The organism is Kitasatospora sp. NPDC088779 (assembly GCF_040685395.1).
GTDB lineage: Bacteria > Actinomycetota > Actinomycetes > Streptomycetales > Streptomycetaceae > Kitasatospora.
Map to the genome: position 1 here is coordinate 1 of NZ_JBFBHW010000030.1, position 19,383 is coordinate 19,383.

Annotated in this window: 20 protein-coding genes; 12 read left to right on the forward strand and 8 right to left on the reverse strand. The window is 73.3% G+C overall.

The genetic code is table 11. The features are described from left to right. Window positions 1-169 precede the first annotated feature (169 nt). Window positions 170-1,078 (reverse strand): transcriptional regulator CynR, encoded by a 909-nt coding sequence (cynR, locus tag AB0P03_RS25425; RefSeq protein WP_363630916.1) that lies wholly within the window; start codon window positions 1,076-1,078, stop codon window positions 170-172. A gap of 123 nt (window positions 1,079-1,201) precedes the next feature. Here cynR and AB0P03_RS25430 point away from each other — a divergent pair, with 123 nt between their 5' ends. The 3 genes from AB0P03_RS25430 to AB0P03_RS25440 all read left to right on the forward strand — a co-directional run bounded on the left by AB0P03_RS25430 (window position 1,202) and on the right by AB0P03_RS25440 (window position 2,955). Next, window positions 1,202-1,816, forward strand: a complete 615-nt coding sequence (locus AB0P03_RS25430; protein WP_363587813.1) for a carbonic anhydrase — start codon at window positions 1,202-1,204, stop codon at window positions 1,814-1,816. A gap of 90 nt (window positions 1,817-1,906) precedes the next feature. Next, window positions 1,907-2,377 (forward strand): cyanase, encoded by a 471-nt coding sequence (gene cynS, locus AB0P03_RS25435; protein ID WP_350881326.1) that lies wholly within the window; start codon window positions 1,907-1,909, stop codon window positions 2,375-2,377. Between the two features lie 77 nt (window positions 2,378-2,454). Then, a complete protein-coding gene (locus AB0P03_RS25440; RefSeq protein ID WP_363631013.1) occupies window positions 2,455-2,955 on the forward strand; it encodes a nucleoside deaminase in 501 nt (166 codons plus the stop codon). A 126-nt stretch (window positions 2,956-3,081) separates the two neighbouring features. On the opposite strand, the gene AB0P03_RS25445 is transcribed toward AB0P03_RS25440, so the two are convergent. After that, on the reverse strand, window positions 3,082-3,315 hold the full coding sequence (locus AB0P03_RS25445) for a DUF397 domain-containing protein (RefSeq protein WP_363630918.1): 234 nt from the start codon (window positions 3,313-3,315) through the stop codon (window positions 3,082-3,084). A gap of 185 nt (window positions 3,316-3,500) precedes the next feature. On the opposite strand from AB0P03_RS25445, the gene AB0P03_RS25450 reads away from it, so the two are divergent. From AB0P03_RS25450 to AB0P03_RS25460, 3 genes are all read left to right on the forward strand, one after another. Further along, entirely contained in the window at window positions 3,501-4,715 is a 1,215-nt protein-coding gene (locus AB0P03_RS25450) for a helix-turn-helix domain-containing protein (protein ID WP_363630920.1), read from the forward strand. 279 nt (window positions 4,716-4,994) lie between these two features. Beyond that, entirely contained in the window at window positions 4,995-5,243 is a 249-nt protein-coding gene (locus tag AB0P03_RS25455) for a hypothetical protein (RefSeq protein WP_363630922.1), read from the forward strand. Window positions 5,244-5,318: 75 nt separating this feature from the next. Continuing rightward, complete coding sequence (locus tag AB0P03_RS25460) at window positions 5,319-5,786, forward strand: NUDIX domain-containing protein (protein WP_363630924.1); 468 nt, start codon at window positions 5,319-5,321, stop codon at window positions 5,784-5,786. 175 nt (window positions 5,787-5,961) lie between these two features. Here the strand turns inward: AB0P03_RS25460 and AB0P03_RS25465 are convergent, their stop codons facing one another. Then, window positions 5,962-6,696, reverse strand: a complete 735-nt coding sequence (locus tag AB0P03_RS25465; RefSeq protein WP_363630925.1) for a histone deacetylase — start codon at window positions 6,694-6,696, stop codon at window positions 5,962-5,964. A 322-nt stretch (window positions 6,697-7,018) separates the two neighbouring features. On the opposite strand from AB0P03_RS25465, the gene AB0P03_RS25470 reads away from it, so the two are divergent. From AB0P03_RS25470 to AB0P03_RS25485, 4 genes are all read left to right on the forward strand, one after another. Beyond that, window positions 7,019-11,002 (forward strand): Pls/PosA family non-ribosomal peptide synthetase, encoded by a 3,984-nt coding sequence (locus AB0P03_RS25470; RefSeq protein WP_363630927.1) that lies wholly within the window; start codon window positions 7,019-7,021, stop codon window positions 11,000-11,002. A 107-nt stretch (window positions 11,003-11,109) separates the two neighbouring features. Next, window positions 11,110-11,322: a DUF4287 domain-containing protein gene (locus tag AB0P03_RS25475; protein WP_063352910.1), complete on the forward strand. Its 213-nt coding sequence runs from the start codon at window positions 11,110-11,112 to the stop codon at window positions 11,320-11,322. A gap of 296 nt (window positions 11,323-11,618) precedes the next feature. Further along, window positions 11,619-12,206, forward strand: a complete 588-nt coding sequence (locus AB0P03_RS25480) for a hypothetical protein (protein WP_063352909.1) — start codon at window positions 11,619-11,621, stop codon at window positions 12,204-12,206. A gap of 87 nt (window positions 12,207-12,293) precedes the next feature. After that, the gene (locus AB0P03_RS25485) at window positions 12,294-12,800 is read left to right on the forward strand and encodes a DUF6882 domain-containing protein (protein ID WP_363586772.1); all 507 of its coding nucleotides are present in this window, start codon (window positions 12,294-12,296) and stop codon (window positions 12,798-12,800) included. An 88-nt stretch (window positions 12,801-12,888) separates the two neighbouring features. Here the strand turns inward: AB0P03_RS25485 and AB0P03_RS25490 are convergent, their stop codons facing one another. The 4 genes from AB0P03_RS25490 to AB0P03_RS25505 all read right to left on the reverse strand — a co-directional run bounded on the left by AB0P03_RS25490 (window position 12,889) and on the right by AB0P03_RS25505 (window position 15,761). Next, on the reverse strand, window positions 12,889-13,530 hold the full coding sequence (locus AB0P03_RS25490; protein ID WP_363586773.1) for a flavin reductase family protein: 642 nt from the start codon (window positions 13,528-13,530) through the stop codon (window positions 12,889-12,891). A 204-nt stretch (window positions 13,531-13,734) separates the two neighbouring features. Then, the gene (locus AB0P03_RS25495; RefSeq protein WP_363586774.1) at window positions 13,735-14,367 is read right to left on the reverse strand and encodes a carbonic anhydrase; all 633 of its coding nucleotides are present in this window, start codon (window positions 14,365-14,367) and stop codon (window positions 13,735-13,737) included. Between the two features lie 216 nt (window positions 14,368-14,583). Beyond that, window positions 14,584-15,222 carry a PASTA domain-containing protein gene (locus AB0P03_RS25500; protein ID WP_363630929.1) on the reverse strand — a complete coding sequence of 213 codons (639 nt, stop codon included), beginning with the start codon at window positions 15,220-15,222 and terminating at the stop codon, window positions 14,584-14,586. After that, on the reverse strand, window positions 15,222-15,761 hold the full coding sequence (locus tag AB0P03_RS25505) for a SigE family RNA polymerase sigma factor (RefSeq protein ID WP_363586835.1): 540 nt from the start codon (window positions 15,759-15,761) through the stop codon (window positions 15,222-15,224). Before AB0P03_RS25505 ends, AB0P03_RS25500 begins: the two co-directional genes overlap by 1 nt. Window positions 15,762-16,086: 325 nt before the next feature. Between AB0P03_RS25505 and sigK the strand changes: the two genes are divergently transcribed. Together sigK and AB0P03_RS25515 are read left to right on the forward strand one after the other, a co-directional pair. Then, entirely contained in the window at window positions 16,087-16,713 is a 627-nt protein-coding gene (gene sigK, locus AB0P03_RS25510) for an ECF RNA polymerase sigma factor SigK (RefSeq protein WP_363631015.1), read from the forward strand. A 378-nt stretch (window positions 16,714-17,091) separates the two neighbouring features. Continuing rightward, window positions 17,092-18,060 carry a MerR family transcriptional regulator gene (locus tag AB0P03_RS25515; protein WP_363631016.1) on the forward strand — a complete coding sequence of 323 codons (969 nt, stop codon included), beginning with the start codon at window positions 17,092-17,094 and terminating at the stop codon, window positions 18,058-18,060. 604 nt (window positions 18,061-18,664) lie between these two features. Here the strand turns inward: AB0P03_RS25515 and AB0P03_RS25520 are convergent. Next, window positions 18,665-19,336, reverse strand: coding sequence for a fasciclin domain-containing protein (locus tag AB0P03_RS25520; protein WP_363630930.1), 672 nt, complete (start codon window positions 19,334-19,336; stop codon window positions 18,665-18,667). Between the last annotated feature and the right edge of the window lie 47 nt (window positions 19,337-19,383).

Here is a 19,383-nt window from a genome sequence, read left to right on the forward strand (position 1 = left end):
GGGCGCGGGGTTAGGGGGTGTTCGGTTAGTGGGTGGGCCGGGGGGGCCCCCGGGGGGGCCCCCCCCCCCCCCGGGGGGCGGGGGGGGGGGCGGGGGGCGGGCCCCCCCCCCCACTCCGCGGTCGTCGGGGTGGTCTTCTCCCGGGCGGGGCCGCCGGGCGCGACCCGCTTCAGGCCGGGCCGTCGGGGGTGTGGTCGAAGGTGTGGGCCCGGTGTCGGGCGAGGTCGCCGAAGGAGCGGGCGGCGGCGCTCTGGTAGGCGGTGTCCCGGCGGAGCAGGGCGACGGCGCGCGAGGGGAGCGGCGGGTCGACCGGGACGGAGCGCAGGTGGGGGTGTTCGCGGGTGGTGGCGTCGGGTAGCACGGTGGCGAGGCCGGTGCGTTGGACGATCGCGACGAGCGCGCTGACGGAATTGGCCTCGATGGCGATCCGCGGCCGGACCCGGTGGTCGGAGAGGAACCGGTCGATGTGCTGCCGGGTCGCGAAGTCACCGCTGAGCAGGGCGAGTTGCTGGTCGCCCAGTTCGCGGACCGGGAGCGGGCCCGAGTGGGCCGCGTACGGGTGGTCGGAGGCGACGACGAGGCCGAGGCGCTCGGTGAACAGGGTGGTGGCGGTGATGGCCGGCAGGTGCGCTCCGCCGAAGGCGATGCCGAGGTCGAGCTGGTCGGCGGCCAGCTCGGACTCGATGCGCTCCTGTGCCATCTCGCGGACGTCCAGGCTGATCCCGGGGTGGCGCGCGTGGAAGTCCCCGATGAGCGGCCCGGTCAGGTAGGCGGTGAAGGTCGGGGTCACGGCCAGGCGCAGGGTGCCGCGTGAGAGGTCCTTGACGTCCCGCACCGCGCGCTCGGCCGCCGCGAGGTCGCGCAGGGCCCGGCGCGCGTAGTGGGCGTAGGCCTGGCCGGCGTCGGTGAGGCGCACGGTGCGCCCGGAGCGGTCGAGGAGCTGCACGTGCAGCGAGCTCTCCAACTGCTTGATCTGCTGCGAGAGGGTCGGCTGCGAGACGTGCAGGGCTTCGGCGGCGCGGGTGAAGTTGGCGTGCTCGGCCACGGCGAGCAGGTACCGGAGGTGGCGCAGTTCCATGAGCCAACTATAGGCAGAGCTGATGGAAATGATGGCTACCGCGTCTTGGACACTATAGGACCAGGTCATGCATCGTTGAGGTCATCGGCAGGCACCAACGGTCGTCGAAGAAGGAGTGACCTCATGAACGAGATGGCGCAGGGTTTCCAGCGGTTCAGCCGGGAGGTGTTCCCGACCCGGGCGGCACTGTTCAAGAGGCTCGCCACCACCCATCAGCCGACCGCGCTGTTCATCGGCTGCTCGGATGCCCGGGTCGTGCCGGAGCTGATCACCCAGACCGATCCGGGCGAGCTGTTCGTCATCCGCACCGCCGGCAACCTCGTGCCCCCGTACACCCGGGGCGCGGACGGTGTCGCGGCGAGCATCGAGTACGCGGTCGGCGTGCTCGGGGTCACGGACGTGATCGTCTGCGGGCACTCCGCGTGCGGCGCGATGACCGCCCTCGCCTCCGGTGGCGACCTCACCGGCCTGCCCGCCGTCGCCACCTGGCTGCACCACGCGGACGTCGCCAAGGCCCGCACCGACGCGGCCGAGCACCCGGCCGGCGCGGAGCGGGTCGCCGCCCTGGTGAAGGACAACGTCCTCGCCCAGCTGGCCAACCTGAAGACCCACCCGTCGGTGGCCAAGGCCCTGGTGCAGGGCAGGGTGACCCTGCACGGCTGGGTCTACGACATCGGATCCGGCTCCGCCGAGACGCTCGACACCGACAGCGGACGGTTCGTCGCCCTGGCGGGCTGACCGCCGCGTCCCCTCCGACCACTCCCTCCCACCATCCCCAGACCAGGTCCGGGCACCCGCCCCGGACCCCATCCCCGAAAGGCCCACCCCATGGTGCACGCGCAGTTCGACCAGACCGCCCGTCAGCAGCTCGCCCTGGAGGTCGTCGACGCCAAGACCCGCAAGGACCTCACCTGGCAGGAGCTCGCCGACACGACCGGCCTGTCCGTCGCCTTCGTCACCGCCGCCCTGCTCGGCCAGCACGCCCTGCCCGCCGACGCGGCCAAGGCCGTCACCGAGCTCCTGGGCCTGGACGAGGACGCGGCCCGGCTGCTCCAGACCATCCCGCTGCGCGGCAGCATCCCCGGCGGCATCCCCACCGACCCGACCATCTACCGCTTCTACGAGATGCTCCAGGTCTACGGCACCACCCTCAAGGCCCTGGTCCACGAGCAGCTCGGCGACGGCATCATCAGCGCCATCAACTTCAAGCTCGACGTCAAGACCGTCGAGGACCCCGAGGGCGGCCACCGCGCCGTCATCACCCTGGACGGCAAGTACCTGCCCACCAAGCCGTTCTGATCCCCGGGCGGGCCGGGGTGGACCCGACAGGTCCCCCGGCCCGCCGCCCCACCCCCGACCAGCAGGGAACCGCCACCGTGGACTTCGCCCAGCACACCATCGACCTCGCCCGCCGCAACGTCGCCGAAGGCGGGCGCCCGTTCGCCACCGTCATCGTCAAGGACGGCGAGATCCTCGCCGAGAGTCCGAACAAGGTCGCCCAGACCGGCGACCCCACCGCGCACGCCGAGATCCTCGCCATCCGCGACGCCTGCACGAGGCTCGGCACCGAGCACCTGACCGGCACCACCATCTACGTCCTCGCCCACCCCTGCCCGATGTGCCTGGGCTCGCTCTACTACTGCAGCCCTGACGAGGTCGTCTTCCTCACCACCCGCGACGACTACGAACCGCACTACGTCGACGACCGCAAGTACTTCGAACTCGCCACCTTCTACACCGAGTTCGCCAAGAACTGGGACGAGCGCCGGCTGCCGATGCGCTACCTGCCCAGCGACGCGGCCATCGACGTCTACCGGACGTGGCGCGAGCGCAACGGCGGCGAACGCCGCGTCGCCGGCGCGCCCGTCGCGGCCTGACGAGGGCGCGAACGATGCCCGAGCCGATCGAGAAGGCCGCGTGGATCCGGCTGGAGAACGGCCGGGTCCACGCCGCAGTCAGCCTTCTCCTCCGCAGGCCACGGGTCAGTTCGCCGAGAGGCGGGTCTACCGGGCGTCGAACTCGTCGGCGCGGACGGCGGTGACGAAGGCCTGCCAGGCGGGGGAGGGGAAGAGGAGGGCGGGCCCGTCGGGGTCCTTGGAGTCGCGGACGGGCTGCACGCCGGTGAAGCCGTCGGCTACCTCGACGCATTCGCCGCCCTGTCCGCTTACGTGCTCTTGCGCCAGGTGGTGGGGTGGTTGCTCATCAACACCGGTTGCCTCCTGATCGAGTGGTGCCAACTGGCCTCCGCCGTAGTGGTGGAGTGGGAAGTCGGTGGGGTCGACTTCCCACGCGGGGCGTTCCAGGGCGGTGAGGTGGTGGCCGCCGCCCCTGCGTAGGGGCGGCGGCGGGCGGGGTGGTGAGCTGGGGTGCGAGGTTGGTGACTCGCGCTGGTCGGGGCGTGCGTGCGCGTAGTGTCGGGAGTATGGCGAGCGATCATCTTGGGGATCGGGTCAAGCGGCTGCGGCGCTTGGCCGATCTTACGCAGGAGGGCCTGGCTGAGAAGTCGGGTGTGTCGGTGGATGTGGTTCGGAAACTTGAGCAGCTGCGGAAGCATTCGGCGCGGCTTCCGACACTTCACGCGCTGGCCAAGGGGCTTGGTGTTGAGCTGACTGCGCTTCTGGGCGATCCACCGGCGGTGCCGTCGACAGGTGATGCGGATCCGCCGGGGCTGGTCGCGGTGCGGCGGGCGATCATGCCGCCCTTGTTCACGCCGCTGCCGGTGGCGGACGGCGTGGAGAAGTTGTCGATTCCGCTGCTGCGTGGCGAGATCGCAGAGGCCTGGACCCTGTATCACGCGGCCGACTTCGGCAGGGTCATGGAGACACTGCCGGCGATAATCGCGGATGCCCGCCTCGCCGCGGCCGTGGGTCGCGGCGAGGACCGCCTGGCCGGTAACCATGCGCTCGGCAAGGCTCTCCAACTGGGCGGGCATCTCGCGATCCGTCTCGGTAAGACGGATCTCGGCCTGTCCAGTCTCGAACGGGCAATAGCGGCAGCGGACTCGGCGGAAGACCCGCTGCTGGGGGCGATGATCTGCAACTCGGTGGCCTGGGCGTATCAGCGCCAGAACCGGCTCGGCGACGCGCAGACGCTGGCCATCCACGCAGCGGACGGAGTGGAGAACGAGCACTCGTCGAAGGCGGAGGGGCTCAAGGTGTGGGGCGGACTGATCATGTCCGCAGCGACCAGCACGGCCCGAGGCGGCGACTATGACGGAGCATCCGAGATGATGCTGACCGCAGAACAAGCGACCAGACGCCTGTCAAAGCTTCCCGCCTCGGCCGACGGCCGGATGGTCAGCGTGTTCAACAGCTCCTCGGTGCGCATCGAGCGGGTTCGGCTCGCGGTCCAATTCGCCAGGCCGGAGGAGGCCTTGGGACTCGCGAAGGGAATCCGGCTCAGCAACGACACCCCAGTGTCCTGGCGGACCTGGCTGCTCCTGGACGTGGCACGCGCGTACACGGACATGGGGGACGCAGCGGGAGCGGTGGCGACCCTGGAGAAGCTCCAGCGAGTAGCGCCGGGCTGGATGCGGCACCACACCCTCGCCGTGGCCATCGTCTCCGACCTCTGGGCAGGCCCGGCGCGCCCGCCCGGCCTGAAGAGGCTCGCCCGCTCCCTGGGGCTGGCTGGCTAGATCCCAAAACTAGGACGCTCCGTCCCTGTTGATGTCGTGGCCGTCACGAGAACCTCTCAGTGCGAATACAGAGAGGAGTCAAAAGGTGACTGCTGGTATCAAGCTGCACGGCTACGGGGTCCGCTGGGACCCGGAGGGCCGGTGTTACCGGGTGCGGAACGAGGCGACGGGGGAGTGGCTGCGCAGCGGCACCTCGGGTGAGCTGGCGTCCTTCTCCTCGTTTTCCGCCGCCTTCAGTGCGTGGCGGGGGTTCGAGGTTCGGTGGCAGGTGGGGGCGTGATGGGGGAGAAGGTCTACCGGGCCACGGCCGATCAGCGGCGGCAGGCGGCCGATGTCCTGGACGACCTGATCACCGTCCTCGCCCTGGGCGGGGTGAAGTTGCCCTCCGTCGAGGTGGATTGGGAGCACGGCCGCAGGACGGGCTGCTACCTCATCGGCCTCGGCTGCGCCCGCCCGTCCGCACTGCTCCGGGTCGTGGACCTGTTGCGCAAGGGCCTGCGTTACGAGCGCCTGACGTATGACGGCTGAACTCCTGGTCCGCCTGTTGTGGTGGGCGGGCTTCTCCCTCGTGCTCCTCGCCGCCCTCAGAAGGTGAACCGTCCGATGCGTGACCCCCGTCTGCTCGCCAAGCCGCCGGTGTGCCGGCTCGGCTGCCTCGTCCTCGTCCGCAACCCGCGCGGCGACGTCCTCCTCGTCGACCCGGACTACATGGACGGCCTGATCCTCCCGGGCGGCGCCGCGCAGCCCAACGAGCCCCCGCACCTCGCCGCCGCCCGCCACCTCCACGCCGAGACCGGCCTCAACCTGCGCCTCACGGACGTCCTGGCCGTCGACTTCACCCCCGCCGACCGTTACCTGGAGCGCCTCAACCTGGTCTTCGACGGCGGCACCGTGCGCGACGACACCTGCCTGACCGTCCCGCCCCGGCACCGCAGTGGCCTGTTCGGCGCCCGCTTCGTCCCCGCCCACGAACTCCCGGACGTCATGGCCCCCGCCCAGGCCGCCCGCGCCGCCGAAGCCCTCGCCAACCGCGCCGTCCCTCTCCTCCTCCACGGCCAACGCTCAAGCTGAAGGGCGCGATCTTAAAACCGCCTTTGACGAAGCCGGCGGGTGGCCGCCGCCGGTCGCCGCCACCCGCCGGCGGGAAGTGCCGGTTCACCCGTGCGGTGGCCTGGCGCTTCCTTTGCCTGATGTGGCCGGAACCCGTGTAGTTGTCACCGTACGGTCACCACGGGGTGAACAACGCCTAAAGGTCCAGACCACCGCCCAGTACGGCCAGGACGTCCGCCGCGTTCCAGTGCCCGGCGGCGCCCGGGCGGGAGGCCAGGTAGTCGGCGCAGCGGCGCGTGCTCCAGCCGTGGGACTCGGCCAGGCCGGCGGCCAGGGTGCGCAGATAGGGCGCCGAGGGTGGATTGAGTGCGGCGCCGACCAGGCCTTCGGAGGCGGTGAAGGTCAGCAGCGGGTGCCCGTCCAGTGCGCCCGCGTGCACCAGCGTCTCGTACCGGCCGGGCCCGCGTTGGTCGCGTCCGTGCGCGAGGGCGCGGGTGAGGTCGAGGTCGGCGCCGGGGGAGCGGTGCATCTCCTGGGCGGCGATGTCACTGAACTGACTGGCCGTCACCAGATAGATCCGACAAGGCAGTTCACCCGGTGCGTCCGGATCGTAGTAGCCGCTGCCGCCGCCCCACACCGCCGACTCCCGCGCGAAGTACAGCGTGCCGGGCAGCACCGTGGCCACGTCCCGGCGCGGCGGGCGGCGGTCGCGGCAGCCGGGGTAGGTGCGCGCGCCGCCGTCGGGGCGGCCGCCGCGCAGGTAGCAGGCGAGCCGGGCGGCGTGCAGATTCGACCCGTACGCCGCGTACCAGACGAGCCGCGCGTCGCCCGCCGCGTCGCCCTCCGCGCTACCGGACGCGCCGCTCCCGACGCCGCTCCCGACGCTGCTCCCGGCGTCGGCCGGCCACCGGCGGGATCCGGCCACCATCATCGCTAAACCTCCAGATTTGGTGGGTCCGCTTTCACTACCGGTAGCGTCCCCGCCGCTATGGCGTAGACCACTCTTCGCCTTCCCGTCATATGCCTCCTGCCTCCGGCGATTACCCTTCGCCACCGAAAGCGATCGAAAAACCCCGAAATGACTTTCGAATCGTTCCCTGATGCCCCCATATGTCGCCGAAAATGAAAAGTTCCTTTGACTCCACCTTCACGGCATCCAGCGGGCTCCCAGTCGAGTCATGGTGAGTGAGGCACCACGCAAGGTGACTCCCCGCATTCATCCTTATGACTACTCCCAGCCGAGGACACTCCTTATGGACGCACGCCAGGACATGGCAGGACCGGGAACGCTGAACCGTCCCGGGCCTGCCCACGCCGCCGGTTGGCCGGCCGTCCGGCCCGCGCACCCCCGCAGCCTGCTCGACATCGTCACCGCCACCGCCGACGCCCACCCGCACGCACCCGCGCTGGACACCGGCACCGCCGTACTCGACTACCGCGCCCTCATGCACGAGGTCGACACCCTCGCCGGCGTCCTCGCCGGGCACGGCATCGGCACCGGAGACCGGGTCGGCGTGCGCATCCCCTCCGGCACCGCCGACCTGTACGTCGCCATCCTGGCCGTGCTGCGCTGCGGCGCCGCCTACGTGCCCGTCGACGCCGACGACCCCGACGAGCGCGCCGACATGATCTGGCAGGACGCCCAGGTGTGCGCCGTCCTCGGCGCCGAACGCCGGCTCGCCCCCGGCTCCGGGGCCGAGCCCCGCGGCAACCCCGCCTGGCCCACCCCCGCCGACGACGCGTGGATCATCTTCACCTCCGGCACCACCGGCCGCCCCAAGGGCGTCGCCGTCACCCACCGCTCCGCCGCCGCCTTCGTCGACGCCGAGGCCCGCCTCTTCCTCCAGCAGCAGCCGCTCGGCCCCGGCGACCGCGTCCTGGCCGGCCTGTCGGTGGCCTTCGACGCCTCCTGCGAGGAGATGTGGCTGGCCTGGCGCCACGGCGCCTGCCTGGTGCCCGCCCCCCGTTCCCTCGTCAAGGCCGGCACCGACCTCGGCCCCTGGCTCGTCGAGCGCCGCATCACCGCCATCTCCACCGTCCCCACCCTGCTCGCCCTGTGGCCGCAGGAGTGCCTGGACGCCGTGCGCCTGATCATCGTCGGCGGCGAGGCCTGCCCCGCCGAACTCGTCGAGCGCCTCGCCACCCCCGGCCGCGAGTTCTGGAACACCTACGGCCCCACCGAGACCACCGTCGTCGCCACCGCCGCCCGCATGCTCCCCGGCCAGCCCGTACGCATCGGCACCCCCCTGGACGGCTGGGAGATCGCCGTCGTCGACGCCGCCGGCCACCCCGTCCCCTGGTACGAGACCGGCGAACTCCTCATCACCGGCATCGGCACCGCCCGCTACCTCGACCCCGCCAAGGACGCCGAGAAGTTCAGCGCCCACCCCGCCCTCGCCTCCCCGCGCGTCTATCGCAGCGGCGACCTCGTGCGCAACGACCCCGAAGGCCTCGTCTTCGTCGGCCGCGCCGACGACCAGATCAAACTCGGCGGCCGGCGCATCGAACTCGGCGAGATCGACGCCGCCCTCCAGGCCCTGCCCGGCATCCGCGCCGCGGCCGCCGCCGTCCGCAAGAGCCCCGCCGGCGCCGACCTGCTGGTCGGCTACCTCGTCGCCCAGCCCGGCACCACCCCCGACCTCACCGCCGCCCGCCAGCACCTGCTCGGACGCCTGCCCGCCCCGCTCGTGCCCGTCCTCGCCCTCGTCGACTCCCTGCCCACCCGCACGTCCGGCAAGGTCGACCGCAACGCCCTGCCCTGGCCGCTCGCCACCACCGGCACCGCCACCCCCGGCACCGCCGCCCCCCTGGACGGCACCGCCGGCTGGCTCGCCGGCCGCTGGGAGAGCATGCTCGGCATGGCCCCCGGCCACGGCGACGACTTCTTCGCCCTCGGCGGCTCCAGCCTCACCGCCGCCCGCCTCGTCTCCGAACTGCGCACCCGCCACCCCGGCGTCTCCGTCGCCGACCTCTACGCCCACCCCGTCCTCGGCGACCTCGCCGACTACCTCGACAACCTCGCCGGCCCCCCTCATACCGGCGGCGCCGCGCGCACCCCCACCCCCGCCCCCGTCCGCACCGTGCGCCGCACCCCCGCCAGCGCCGGCCTGTGGCAGACCCTCATCCTGCTCGGCGTCTTCGGCATCTCCGGACTGCGCTGGATCCTCGCCCTCACCGCCTTCGACAACCTCATCGGCAACCACCTCAGCTGGGCCCCGCACAGCTCCTGGTGGCCCGTCGCCGCCGGCCTCCTCCTCTTCTACAGCGCCCCCGGCCGCACCCTCCTCGCCGCCGGCACCGCCCGCCTGCTCACCGCCCGCCTGCGCCCCGGCAGCCACCCCCGCGGCGGCCAGGCCCACCTGCGGCTGTGGGCCGCCGAACGCGCCGTCACTCTCTTCGGCGTCGGCGCCCTCGCCGGCACCCCCTGGGCCCTGCGCTACGCCCGCGCGCTCGGCTGCCGCATCGGCGCCGGCGTCCTCCTGCACACCCTGCCCCCCGTCACCGGCCTCGCCCGCATCGGCGCCGGCGCCACCGTCGAACCCGAAGCCGACATCGCCGGCTGGTGGCTCGACGGCGACACCCTCCACCTGGGCCACATCGACATCGGCGACGGCGCCCGCATCGGCGGCCGCTCCACCCTCATGCCCGGCGCCCGCATCGGCGCCGGCGCCGACATCGCCCCCGGCTCCTGCGTCACCGGCGCCGTACCCGCCGGCGAACACTGGCACGGCTCCCCGGCCCGGCCCTCCACCGAGGCCCGTACCACCTGGCCCGCGGCCGCCGCCACCCCCCGCTCCCGCTTCTGGAACCTCGCCTACGGCGTCGGCCTGACCGTCTTCGGCCTCCTGCCGATCATCGCCGCCCTCCCCGCGCTCGCCATCGTCTTCACGATGGTCGACACCGACCGCACCCTCACCGCGGCCCTCCTCCAACTCCTGCCCGCCACCATCCCGCTGGCCGCCCTCACCCTGGTGTGCCACGCCACGCTGATAGCGACCACGGTCCGCCTCCTGTCCATCCCGCTGCGCCCCGGCTTCCACCCCGCCCACGGCCGCGTCGCCTTCTGCGCCTGGGCCGTCACCCGGCTCAGCGACACCGCCCGGCGCACCCTCTTCCCCTTCTACGCCAGCCTCTTCACCCCGGTGTGGCTGCGCCTGCTCGGCGCCAAGGTCGGCCGCCGCGTCGAAGCCTCCACCGTCCTGGCCCTGCCCGGCCTGATGCGCGTCGACGACGGCGCCTTCCTCGCCGACGACACCCTCGTCGCCCCCTACGAGCTGCGCGCCGGCTGGCTGCACATCGGCCCCTCGCACGTCGGGCGCCGCTCCTTCGTCGGCAACTCCGGCATCGTCGGCCCCGGCCGCCGACTGCCCGACAACTCCCTCGTCGGCGTCCTGTCCGACACCCCCGTCAACGCCCCCGAAGGCTCCTCCTGGCTCGGCCGTCCCGCCTTCGCCCTGCCGCGCGTCGCGGCCGCCGGCGGCGACGCCCGCACCTACAACCCGCCCCGGCGCCTGATGTGGGCCCGCGCCGGCGTCGAACTGTGCCGCCTGCTGCCCATCGTCCTCGCCGCCCTCCTCGGCGACCTCGTCCTCGCCACCCTCCAGGAACTGCGCGACGACTACGGTCTCCCGCGCGCCCTCGCCGCCGCCGGCCTCGTCCTCATCGGCGCCGCCGTCGTCGCCTGCCTGGTCACCACCGCCGCCAAGTGGCTCCTCGTCGGACGCTTCCGCGTCGCCGAGCACCCCCTGTGGTCCACCTTCGTGTGGCGCAACGAGCTCTACGACAGCTTCGTCGAGGAACTCGCCATGCCCTTCGGCGGCTCCAGCATCACCGGCACGCCCTACCTCAACGCCTGGCTGCGCAGCCTCGGCGCCCACATCGGGCGCGGCGTGTGGTGCGAGACCCACTGGCTGCCCGAGAGCGACCTCGTCACCGTCGAGGCCGGCGCCAGCGTCAACCGCGGCACCGTCCTGCAGACCCACCTCTTCCACGACCGGGTCATGCGCCTGGGCCCCGTCCACCTCGGCCCCGGCTCCACCACCGGCCCGCACTCCATCGTCCTGCTCAACTCCTCCCTCGGCGCCGGCACCACCGTCGGCCCCGCCTCCCTGGTCATGCGCGGCGAGAACGTCCCCGGCACCACCCGCTGGCTCGGCAACCCCGTCGCCGCCTGGAACGCCGACCCCGCCCTCGCCCCCGTCGCCGGACGGCGGGCCAAGCGCAAGGTCGGAGTGTGATGCAGATCACTTCGGCTGGGCGATGAGTTGACGATGCGGTCGCGGTCCTACCTGTGTAGACCGCGACCGCATCCGTTCCCGTCCGTTCCCGAAAGGGCGTACCGACCATGACCGCCACCCCCGCCAAGGGCCCCGCCAGCTACTTCCCGTCCATCGAGAAGAAGTACGGCCGACCCGTCGCCGAGTGGAAGGACCTCATCCGCGCCTCCCCGCTCGGCAAGCACATGGAACTCGTCGCCTGGCTCAAGACCGAGCACGGCCTCGGCCACGGCCACGCCAACGCCCTCGTCGCCCACACCCTCGCCGAAGCCGCGGCCTGAGCCCGTCGCCCGGCTCTGCTGGTGACGCCCGGCCTGCGCCCCGTGGCGGATGGCGGGCCGGCGGACGACGACGGGTCCGGGGCCGCCTGCGGCACGATCGGGAAGCAGGCGGCCCCGGACCCGGGTCGTTCCGTACGGGCGGGGCATCGACCGCGATGCCCGTACGGCTGCGGTCGGGACCCATTCGACGACTTCAACAGCACTTGAAGTCAAGCCCCCGGCGGCCCGAGGCGCCGGAGGGCGGGGTAGCCTCGCTCCCGGCGGGGGCCGGCGGACGAGGTTTCAGGGGCGGTCGAATGGAACAGCAACAGCGCGGCTACTGGCGGGTCGCGGACGGTTCGGCGGTCAGCTCCACCCAGGCCCAGGTCGCCTGGACCAGGGCCGCCTACCCGGCCCTGGTGGACGTGGCCCGCCGCTACCACGCGGTGATCACCTACTCCGAACTGGCCGAGACCGTGCAGGAGGCGGCCGGAGTGCGCACCCGGGTGCACCAGCGCACCTGGATCGGCAAAGTCCTGGCCCTGGTGGTGCGCGAGGCACACCGCCGCGGGGACCCGCCGCTGACCGCACTGGTGGTCCACTCCACCGACGGCATGGTCGGCGTCGGCTACCAGGAAGTACTGGCCGTGGCCGGACAGCCGCCGCTCGCAGCGGACATGGACCGCGAACACCACGCCGCCGCCGCCCGCCTCGCCTGCTACCGGCACTTCGGCGCCCAGCTGCCCGCCGACGGCGGCACCCCCGCCCTGGCCCCGCGCCTGCAAGCGGCCGTCAACCGCAAGGCGGCCGCCGCCACCCCGCCCCGCCCCCCGGCGATCTGCCCCTCCTGCTTCCTCCAACTGCCCGCCACCCGCATCTGCGACTCCTGCGGCGCCAGCGCGTAGGGGCTCTCCTGCGGATCACGCCGGGCCCGGACGGAGCAGCAGGCCGGATGGGATGATCTTGCCGGCAGTTCCGTACGAGGAGGCACGGTGGACGACCACTCGAAGCACGACCACTCCCGGTGGGAGGGCGTCGTGATCGCGGCCCGCGAACGTGCCCGCTCGCGGCAGGCCCTCATGGTCGAGCGCTTCGGACTGTCAGGTGACGTGCAGTACCACTGGTCGATGGACGACGCGCGGATCACCTGGTCGCGCAGGAGGAAGTGGTCGCGCAAGAGCGAGGTGTTCCTCACCGGCCGGCTCACGATGATCGGCAGCGTCAGCCTCGCCCGGCAGACCTGGCTGTGGTCCTGGGCGAACGAGTCGCTGCCGCCCGCCGTCCTGGGCGACATCGAACGGGTGCGGCGCTTCGGCGAGGACAACGACTTCCCCGTCCTGCCGTGGCCGGGCTTCGACTCCCACCCCGAACTCGTCGCCGAGGCGCGGATGGTCGCGGCCTCAGTGCTCGACGCCGACGGGCTGTGGGTGGAGTCGACGGACGACACGGAGCTCCACTTCCTGCTCCACGACCTGGTGCCCGCCGCGGCGGCCGACTAGGCGGTCGGCCGGGCGGGCGGTCGGGTAGGCGAGCGGCTCGTCGGACGGCCGGGCGGGCGGCGGGAGCTCGCGGACCCGCGGCGGGGCGTCAGGCCCGGGCACCGGCGGGCAGGCGGCCCGGCATCTGCCAGCCCTCGGCGAGACGGGAGGGGGCGAGCCGGCGCCCGTCGCCGAAGAACTCGCAGAACTTCATGATCAGCGGATCCCAGCCGAGCGGGTCCACGTAGTGGTCCGTACCGGGCACGATCAGGCGCTCCTCGACGTGCGCGCGCACCACGGTGACCTCGAAGGCGGTGCAGTGCGGGTTGCCCGCCAGCGGCGCGGCCGCCTCCAACCGGCACTCCAGCTGGACCGGGCACTCGGCGACGCGCGGCGCCCGCACCAGCTCCGACCGCTGCTCGGTGAGCCCGGCGGCGGCGAACTTGCCCCGCTCGAAGCGGTAGCCCTGCTGCCGCCGGTGCTCGGTCAGATCCGGGTTGGCGGTCAGCAGCGCGAGGGCGTCGACGGCGTCGACCTGCCCGGAGGAGGGCAGGTTGAGCACGCACTCGCCCTCGCGCCGCAGGTTGACGGCCGTCTGGGCGGTGTTGCCGAGGCCCAGCACGCAGGACTGCCCCAGCCACCACGCCGAGGACATCGGCGCCAGGTTGGCGCCGCCGTCCTCGTTGCGCGAGCTGATCAGCACCACCGGGGTGCCGAAGTAGAGAACCTTGAGGTCGGTGGCCTTGTGCACGGGAATGCCGTCCTTGGGTGGGAAACCGTTGCCGGTCTCCGACTCTGCCCCCGCCCGGGAGGGGGCGCTGGCGGTGATCGGACACGGCGTTCCCGGCCCCGGCGGGGCGGACGGCCCTACGCCGGACGGCCCTGCCCGCGTCGGCTCGGCCCGACACGCCGATTCGGCCGTACGGGCGGGTTCAGCACCCGTACGGGCCGGCGGTCAGAACGCGGCGCTGACCGGACCGCGAGCGGCCACCGTACGGGCCTGGCCGTCGCGCAGCCGGTAGGACAGGCCCACGACGGCCGCCGCGCCCTCGGCCACCTTGGCGGCCAACAGCTGGGAACGCTCCAGCAGCAGGTCCACGGTCTGGCGGATGTGCTCGTCGACGATCCCGTCCGGGTCCTCGATGCCCGCGGCCCGGGCCGACACCACGCTCGGGGTGACCCGCTCCACCACGTCCCGCACGAACCCGCCCGGCAGCCGCCCCTGGTCCAGCGCCTCCATCGCCGCGCCCACCGCGCCGCACGAGTCGTGCCCCAGCACCACCACCAGCGGGCACTCCAGCACGCTCACCCCGTACTCGATGCTGCCCAGCGCCTCCGCCCCGGTGACGTGCCCGGCCGTCCGCACCACGAACAGGTCGCCCAGCCCCCGGTCGAAGATGATCTCGGCCGCCAGCCGGGAGTCCGAACAGCCGAACAGCACCGCGAAGGGCCGCTGCGCCGGGGCGAGGGCGGCCCTGCGCCCGGCGTCCTGGTTGGGGTGCTCCGGGCTGCCCGCGACGAAACGGGCATTGCCCTCCATCAGCACCCGCATCGCCTGGTCGGGGCCGGATATCGGTGAGGAGATCATGCCTGCACCCTAGATCGCCGCAGGTGGGGCCCGCAGCAGGGGGGCCGGGGCAGAGGCCCGGCACCGCGTCGCTCCTCACCCGGCCGGCCCAGTCCACGGCCCGCCCACCCCGCTGCGCACGGCCTCGCCCGGCCCCTTCGCCGCCCGCGTGGCGGGAGGCCGGAGGATATCGTCAACTCGCCTCCTGTGTGGCGGCGTTGGACGTGGCAGTGCCGGTCAGCGGCCCGGCCTGCCCTTGGAGACGAACACCTGGACCGTCGAGTGCGCAGGTGCGGTGCGGCCGGCCTGCGGCTCGGAGTTGATGACCGACCCGGCGGGCACGTTCCAGTCGGTGAACTCGTGGACCTCGTAGCGCAGTCCCGCCGTCTCCAGCGCGCTGATGGCCGCGTCCTTGGCCAGGTTGGCGAGCGGCGGCACACTCACCTGCACCCCGTCGGTCGGCTGCATCGGCGGCGGCGTGGGGGTGCCGAAGGCCATCGAGGGCCCGGGCGCGGGCGTGTCGGAGGGCGCGCCGGGGGAGGGTGTGCCGGACGACGTCGGCGCCGAGGCGTTCGCGGGGCCCGCGGGCAGGCCGCCGGAGGGCGACGGACCCGAACCCGGCGCGAGCAGTGCCGCACCTGTGCCGATGGCGACCACCGCGGCCGCCGCCACCGCGCCGCTGAGCACGGTGCGACGGCGCACCGTGCGCCGGATGGCGAGGGCGTCGATGACGGGGGCCGGGGTGTTGTCGGCGAATGCGGTCATGGCGGCGAGGAGTTCCTTGTCGAAGTCGGGGTCGGAGCCGGGGTCGGGGTCGGGGTCGAAGTCGGGGTGGTCGGCGTCGCGACCGGGATCGTGGGACGGGAAGCGGGTCATCACGCACCTCCGCGCGAGGTCGGCGGCGCGGACGGGACGTCCTGCCGAGGCAGTGCGGACCGCAGTTTCGCGAGGCCGCGGGCGAGTTGGGAGCGCACGGCGCCGGGGGAGATGTCCAGCGTCTGCGCGATCTCCTGGTCCCCCAGGTCGTGGAGGTAGTACAGGACGACCACGGTGCGCATCCCCATCGGCAGCGTGTGCAGCGCCGCGACGAGCTCCGCGCGCAACTCCACCGACCGGTAGGCGTCGCGCGGGTCGGCGCGCTCGGGGCCGGGCGCCGCGGCAGGCCGCTCGCCGGAGCGGCTCAGCCGCCGCCAGCGGTCGTTGACCAGGTTCACCAGGATCCGGCGCACGTACGCCTCGGGCGCTTCCGCGGCCGCCACCCGCCGCCAGTTGCGGCAGGATCGTTCCAGCGCCTCCTGGACGAGGTCCTCCGCGGTGTGCGCGTCCCCAGTGAGCACGTACGCCGTCCGGAACAGCGCGCCCGAACGCTGCTGTACGAACTCGACGAAGTCGATCCCGGGACTGGCCCTGCGCAGCCTCACCCGCCGCCCTCGCTCTCTTCACTCTTCCGCCGTCACCTTCGCCCCCATGACGGCCCCCGGCACCGCCCTGCTGCACCGCCACCGCGAAAGTGACGCGGCTCACAGCGCTTCGAAGTCGAACGGGCCGAACGGGCCGGACCACCGCGGCAGCCCGGGGAGCACGCGCGCGGGCACAGCGATGCGCAAACGATGCGAGTAGCCCGGGCGGTGGCCGCTCCGAGACGGTCGCAGTGTGCACGCACTGATCGACCGGCCGGCACCCCGGCCCCCGGCACCCCGGCCCCCGGCAGACGAGACGCCCGGCACCGAACCCCCCGGCATCGAACCCCCGGGCGGCGGCGGACAGGCCGGGCTGCGCGCCCTGGCGGCACGCGTGGCCGGCGGCGACGAGTGGGCCTTCGAGGAGCTGTACGCCGCCACCGCCGGAACCGTCCTGGGCCTCGTGCTACGGGTGCTGCGCGACCACGCCCAGGCCGAGGAGGTCACCCAGGAGGTGTTCCTGCAGGTGTGGCGGGAGGCGGCGCGCTACCGCGCCGAACGCGGCGAGGTCCTGCCCTGGATGCTCACCCTCGCCCACCGGCGCGCCGTCGACCGGGTCCGCTCCGCCCAGGCCACCGCCGACCGCGACCGCACCGCCGCCCTGCGCGCCTACACCCCGGTCTTCGACGAGGTCGCCGACCAGGTCGAACGCGACCTGGACCGCGGCCGGGAACGCGAACGGGTCCGCCGCGCCCTGGCCACCCTCACCGACGTCCAGCGCGAATGCCTGCTGCTGGTCTACTACGGCGGCCGCACCCAAGCCCAGACCGCCGAAGCCCTCGGCGCCCCCCTCGGCACCGTCAAGACCCGCATCCGCGACGCCCTGCTACGCCTACGCACCCAACTCGCCGACCCCCCACCCCACCCGGCACAGCCCCGCGCCCGCACCTGCCTGCCAAATCTGTAGACCGGCCTACATATTCCGCTCTGCCCCGCGATCGTGGTGCGCACAGGAAGTCGACAGGTCCGACTTCCTGTGCGCACCGGCGGCATGGTTCTGTGCCCGGGCCTGCCCTGCCGGGGTCCTCGGCGCGCCGGGGGGGCGAATCTCTAGACCGGCCTACATATTCCGCTCGGACCCGCGGTCGTGGTGCGCACAGGAAGTCGACGGGTCCGACTTCCTGTGCGCGCCGATGGCTTCCGGGGAACGAGCCCTGCTTGCCGCCCGCATCCGCGACGCCCGCTGCCCCGGCCTGCCCCGCATAGGCTCACGCATGTGCCCGTCCCCGTCCCGGTCCCCGTCCCCGCGGCTGCCTCCGCCGACCGGCCGCCGGCCCAGGCCAGCCTGACCACCGGTGCCCTCGCCCGCATGCTCGGCGTTTCCCCGACCACCGTCCGCTCCTGGGAACGCCGCTACGGCATCGGCCCCGCCCGGCGCGACCCCGGGCGCCACCGCCAGTGGAGCCCTCGGGACGTCGCCGTCCTGGCGGAGATGTGCCGCCTGACCGCCCGCGGCGTCACCCCGGCCGAGGCCGCCCGCCTCGCCCTCGCCGCCAAGGCTCCAGGACCGTCCGGGCCGCCAGAGAGTTCCGAGGCGTCAGGGTCGTCAGGGCCGTCCGAGCCGCCGGGGCCGCCTGCCGGCGGGCCGGCCCCCGGTGGCGGGAACGCCCTGCCCGTCGGCACCGTCCGCCCCGAGTGCCGGGGGCTGGCCCGCGCGGCCGTTCGCCTCGACGCCCCCGAGCTCGCCCGGATCCTGCGACACAGCGTCGACACCCTCGGCCCGGTCGCCGCCTGGACCGAGGTGATGATGCCCGCGCTGCGCGCCGCCGGCCGCAAGTGGGCCGCCGAGGGCGAGCGCTACGTCGAGGTCGAGCACCTGCTGTCCTGGCACGTCGCCGCTGCTCTGCGCCGCGCCGCCGACCGGGTCGAGCCGCCGCAGGGTCCGGCCGTCCTGCTCGCGGGCATGCCCGCCGAACTGCATGCCCTGCCGCTGGAGGCGCTGGCTGCGGGGCTGGCCGAACGGGGTCTGCCGTTTCGGATGTTCGGCCCGGCACTGCCGACCGAAGCCCTGCTGGAAGCGGTCCGCCGCACCGGCCCGCCCGCCGTCCTGCTCTGGTCCCAGGTCGCCCGCACCGCCGACCGGGCCCTGGCCCGCCGTGTCGCCGAGACCACCTGGGGCCCCCACGGTGCCCGCACCCGTCCCGTCGTCCTGACCGCCGGCCCCGGCTGGACCGGCCCCCGCCGCCCCCCGGGCGCCCTGCGCCCCCGCGACCTGCCCACCGCCCTCGACCAGCTGGAGCACCTGCTGCGCTGAACCCCCGCCCCTGCGGAACCGCGGAACGTGCGCCGTACAGCCTTGCCCGCGGGCTCGCGCCGTCGGCTCCGGAGTGAATATACCGACCGGTCTACAGATTCGATCGCGCCCGCAGTGCGCACAGGAAGTCGGCCTGCCCGACTTCCTGTGCGGGGTGGCTCGCCCTCGGCTTCGCCACGCGGCGGGGCCTGCGGGCGGGCGGCCTGTGAAACGGAAAAATATATCGGTCGGTCTACATATTCGGCCGCACATGCACGGAGCGGCGAGAGCCTGGGGAATGGGAGCGGTTCGGCGTACGCGAGAAGTCGGACCTGCCGACTTCTCGCGCGGCCGGAATCGTGGCCCAGAAGAAATATGCCGGTCGGTCTACATATTTCCCTGGTGGGGGCCGCAGCGCCGCAGTGCCGCCATGCCACCGTGCACAGGAAGTCGGCGGGTCCGACTTCCTGTGCACGGGCGGGCCTGCGGGATGTGGGGAGAATATGTCGGTCGGTCTACATAGTCAGCTGGTGGGCAAGCAGGCGGGGGCGGGAGGTGGGGGGTGCGGCCCCCGGCTACCGGGGGGTTGTTCGCCGGGGGCCGCGGTTCATGGGCTGATGCCGGGTCAGGAGGCGGGCATCAGGACGGTGTCGACGATATAGACGGTGGCGTTGGCGGTCTGGACGTCGCCGCACAGCACCTTGGCGGCGGAGTTGACGGTGAAGTCCGGGGCGGCGCCGGTCACGGTGAGGTCGTCGGCGGCCAGGGTCTTGTGGCCGCCGGCGAGTGCCGCGGGAGCCAGGCGCTGGGGGACGACGTGGTAGGTGAGGATCTTGGTGAGCTTGTCCTTGTCGGCGAGGACGGCGTCGAGGTCCTTCTTCGGGAGCTTGGCGAAGGCGTCGTTGGTGGGGGCGAAGACGGTGATGTTCTTCGCGGAGTTGAGGGTGTCCACCAGGCCGGCCTGCTTGACGGCGGTGACCAGGGTGGACAGCAGCGGGTTGTTGGAGGCGGCGGTGGCGACCGGGTCCTTGGCCATGCCGCTGAAGCTGCCGGCCCCGTCCTTGGGGACGGCCGCGCACGCGGTGCCGAACGGCTGCCCGGCCGTCACCTGCTCGGCGGACGGGGCACCGGAAGCCGGGGCACCGGACGGCTGGGCCGCGGCGGTCGCGCTGGTGCTCTTGGCCGTGTCCGAGGACTTCGCCTCGCCGCTGCTGCTGCACGCGCTCAGGGAGGCGGCCAGCAGGCCGGCGGCGAGGACGGCGGCGAAGGGCTTGCGGACCAGGACGGTCGTGTTCATGGACGGATTCTCCTGTCAGGTGGCATCGGGCGGATCCCGGATGCCGA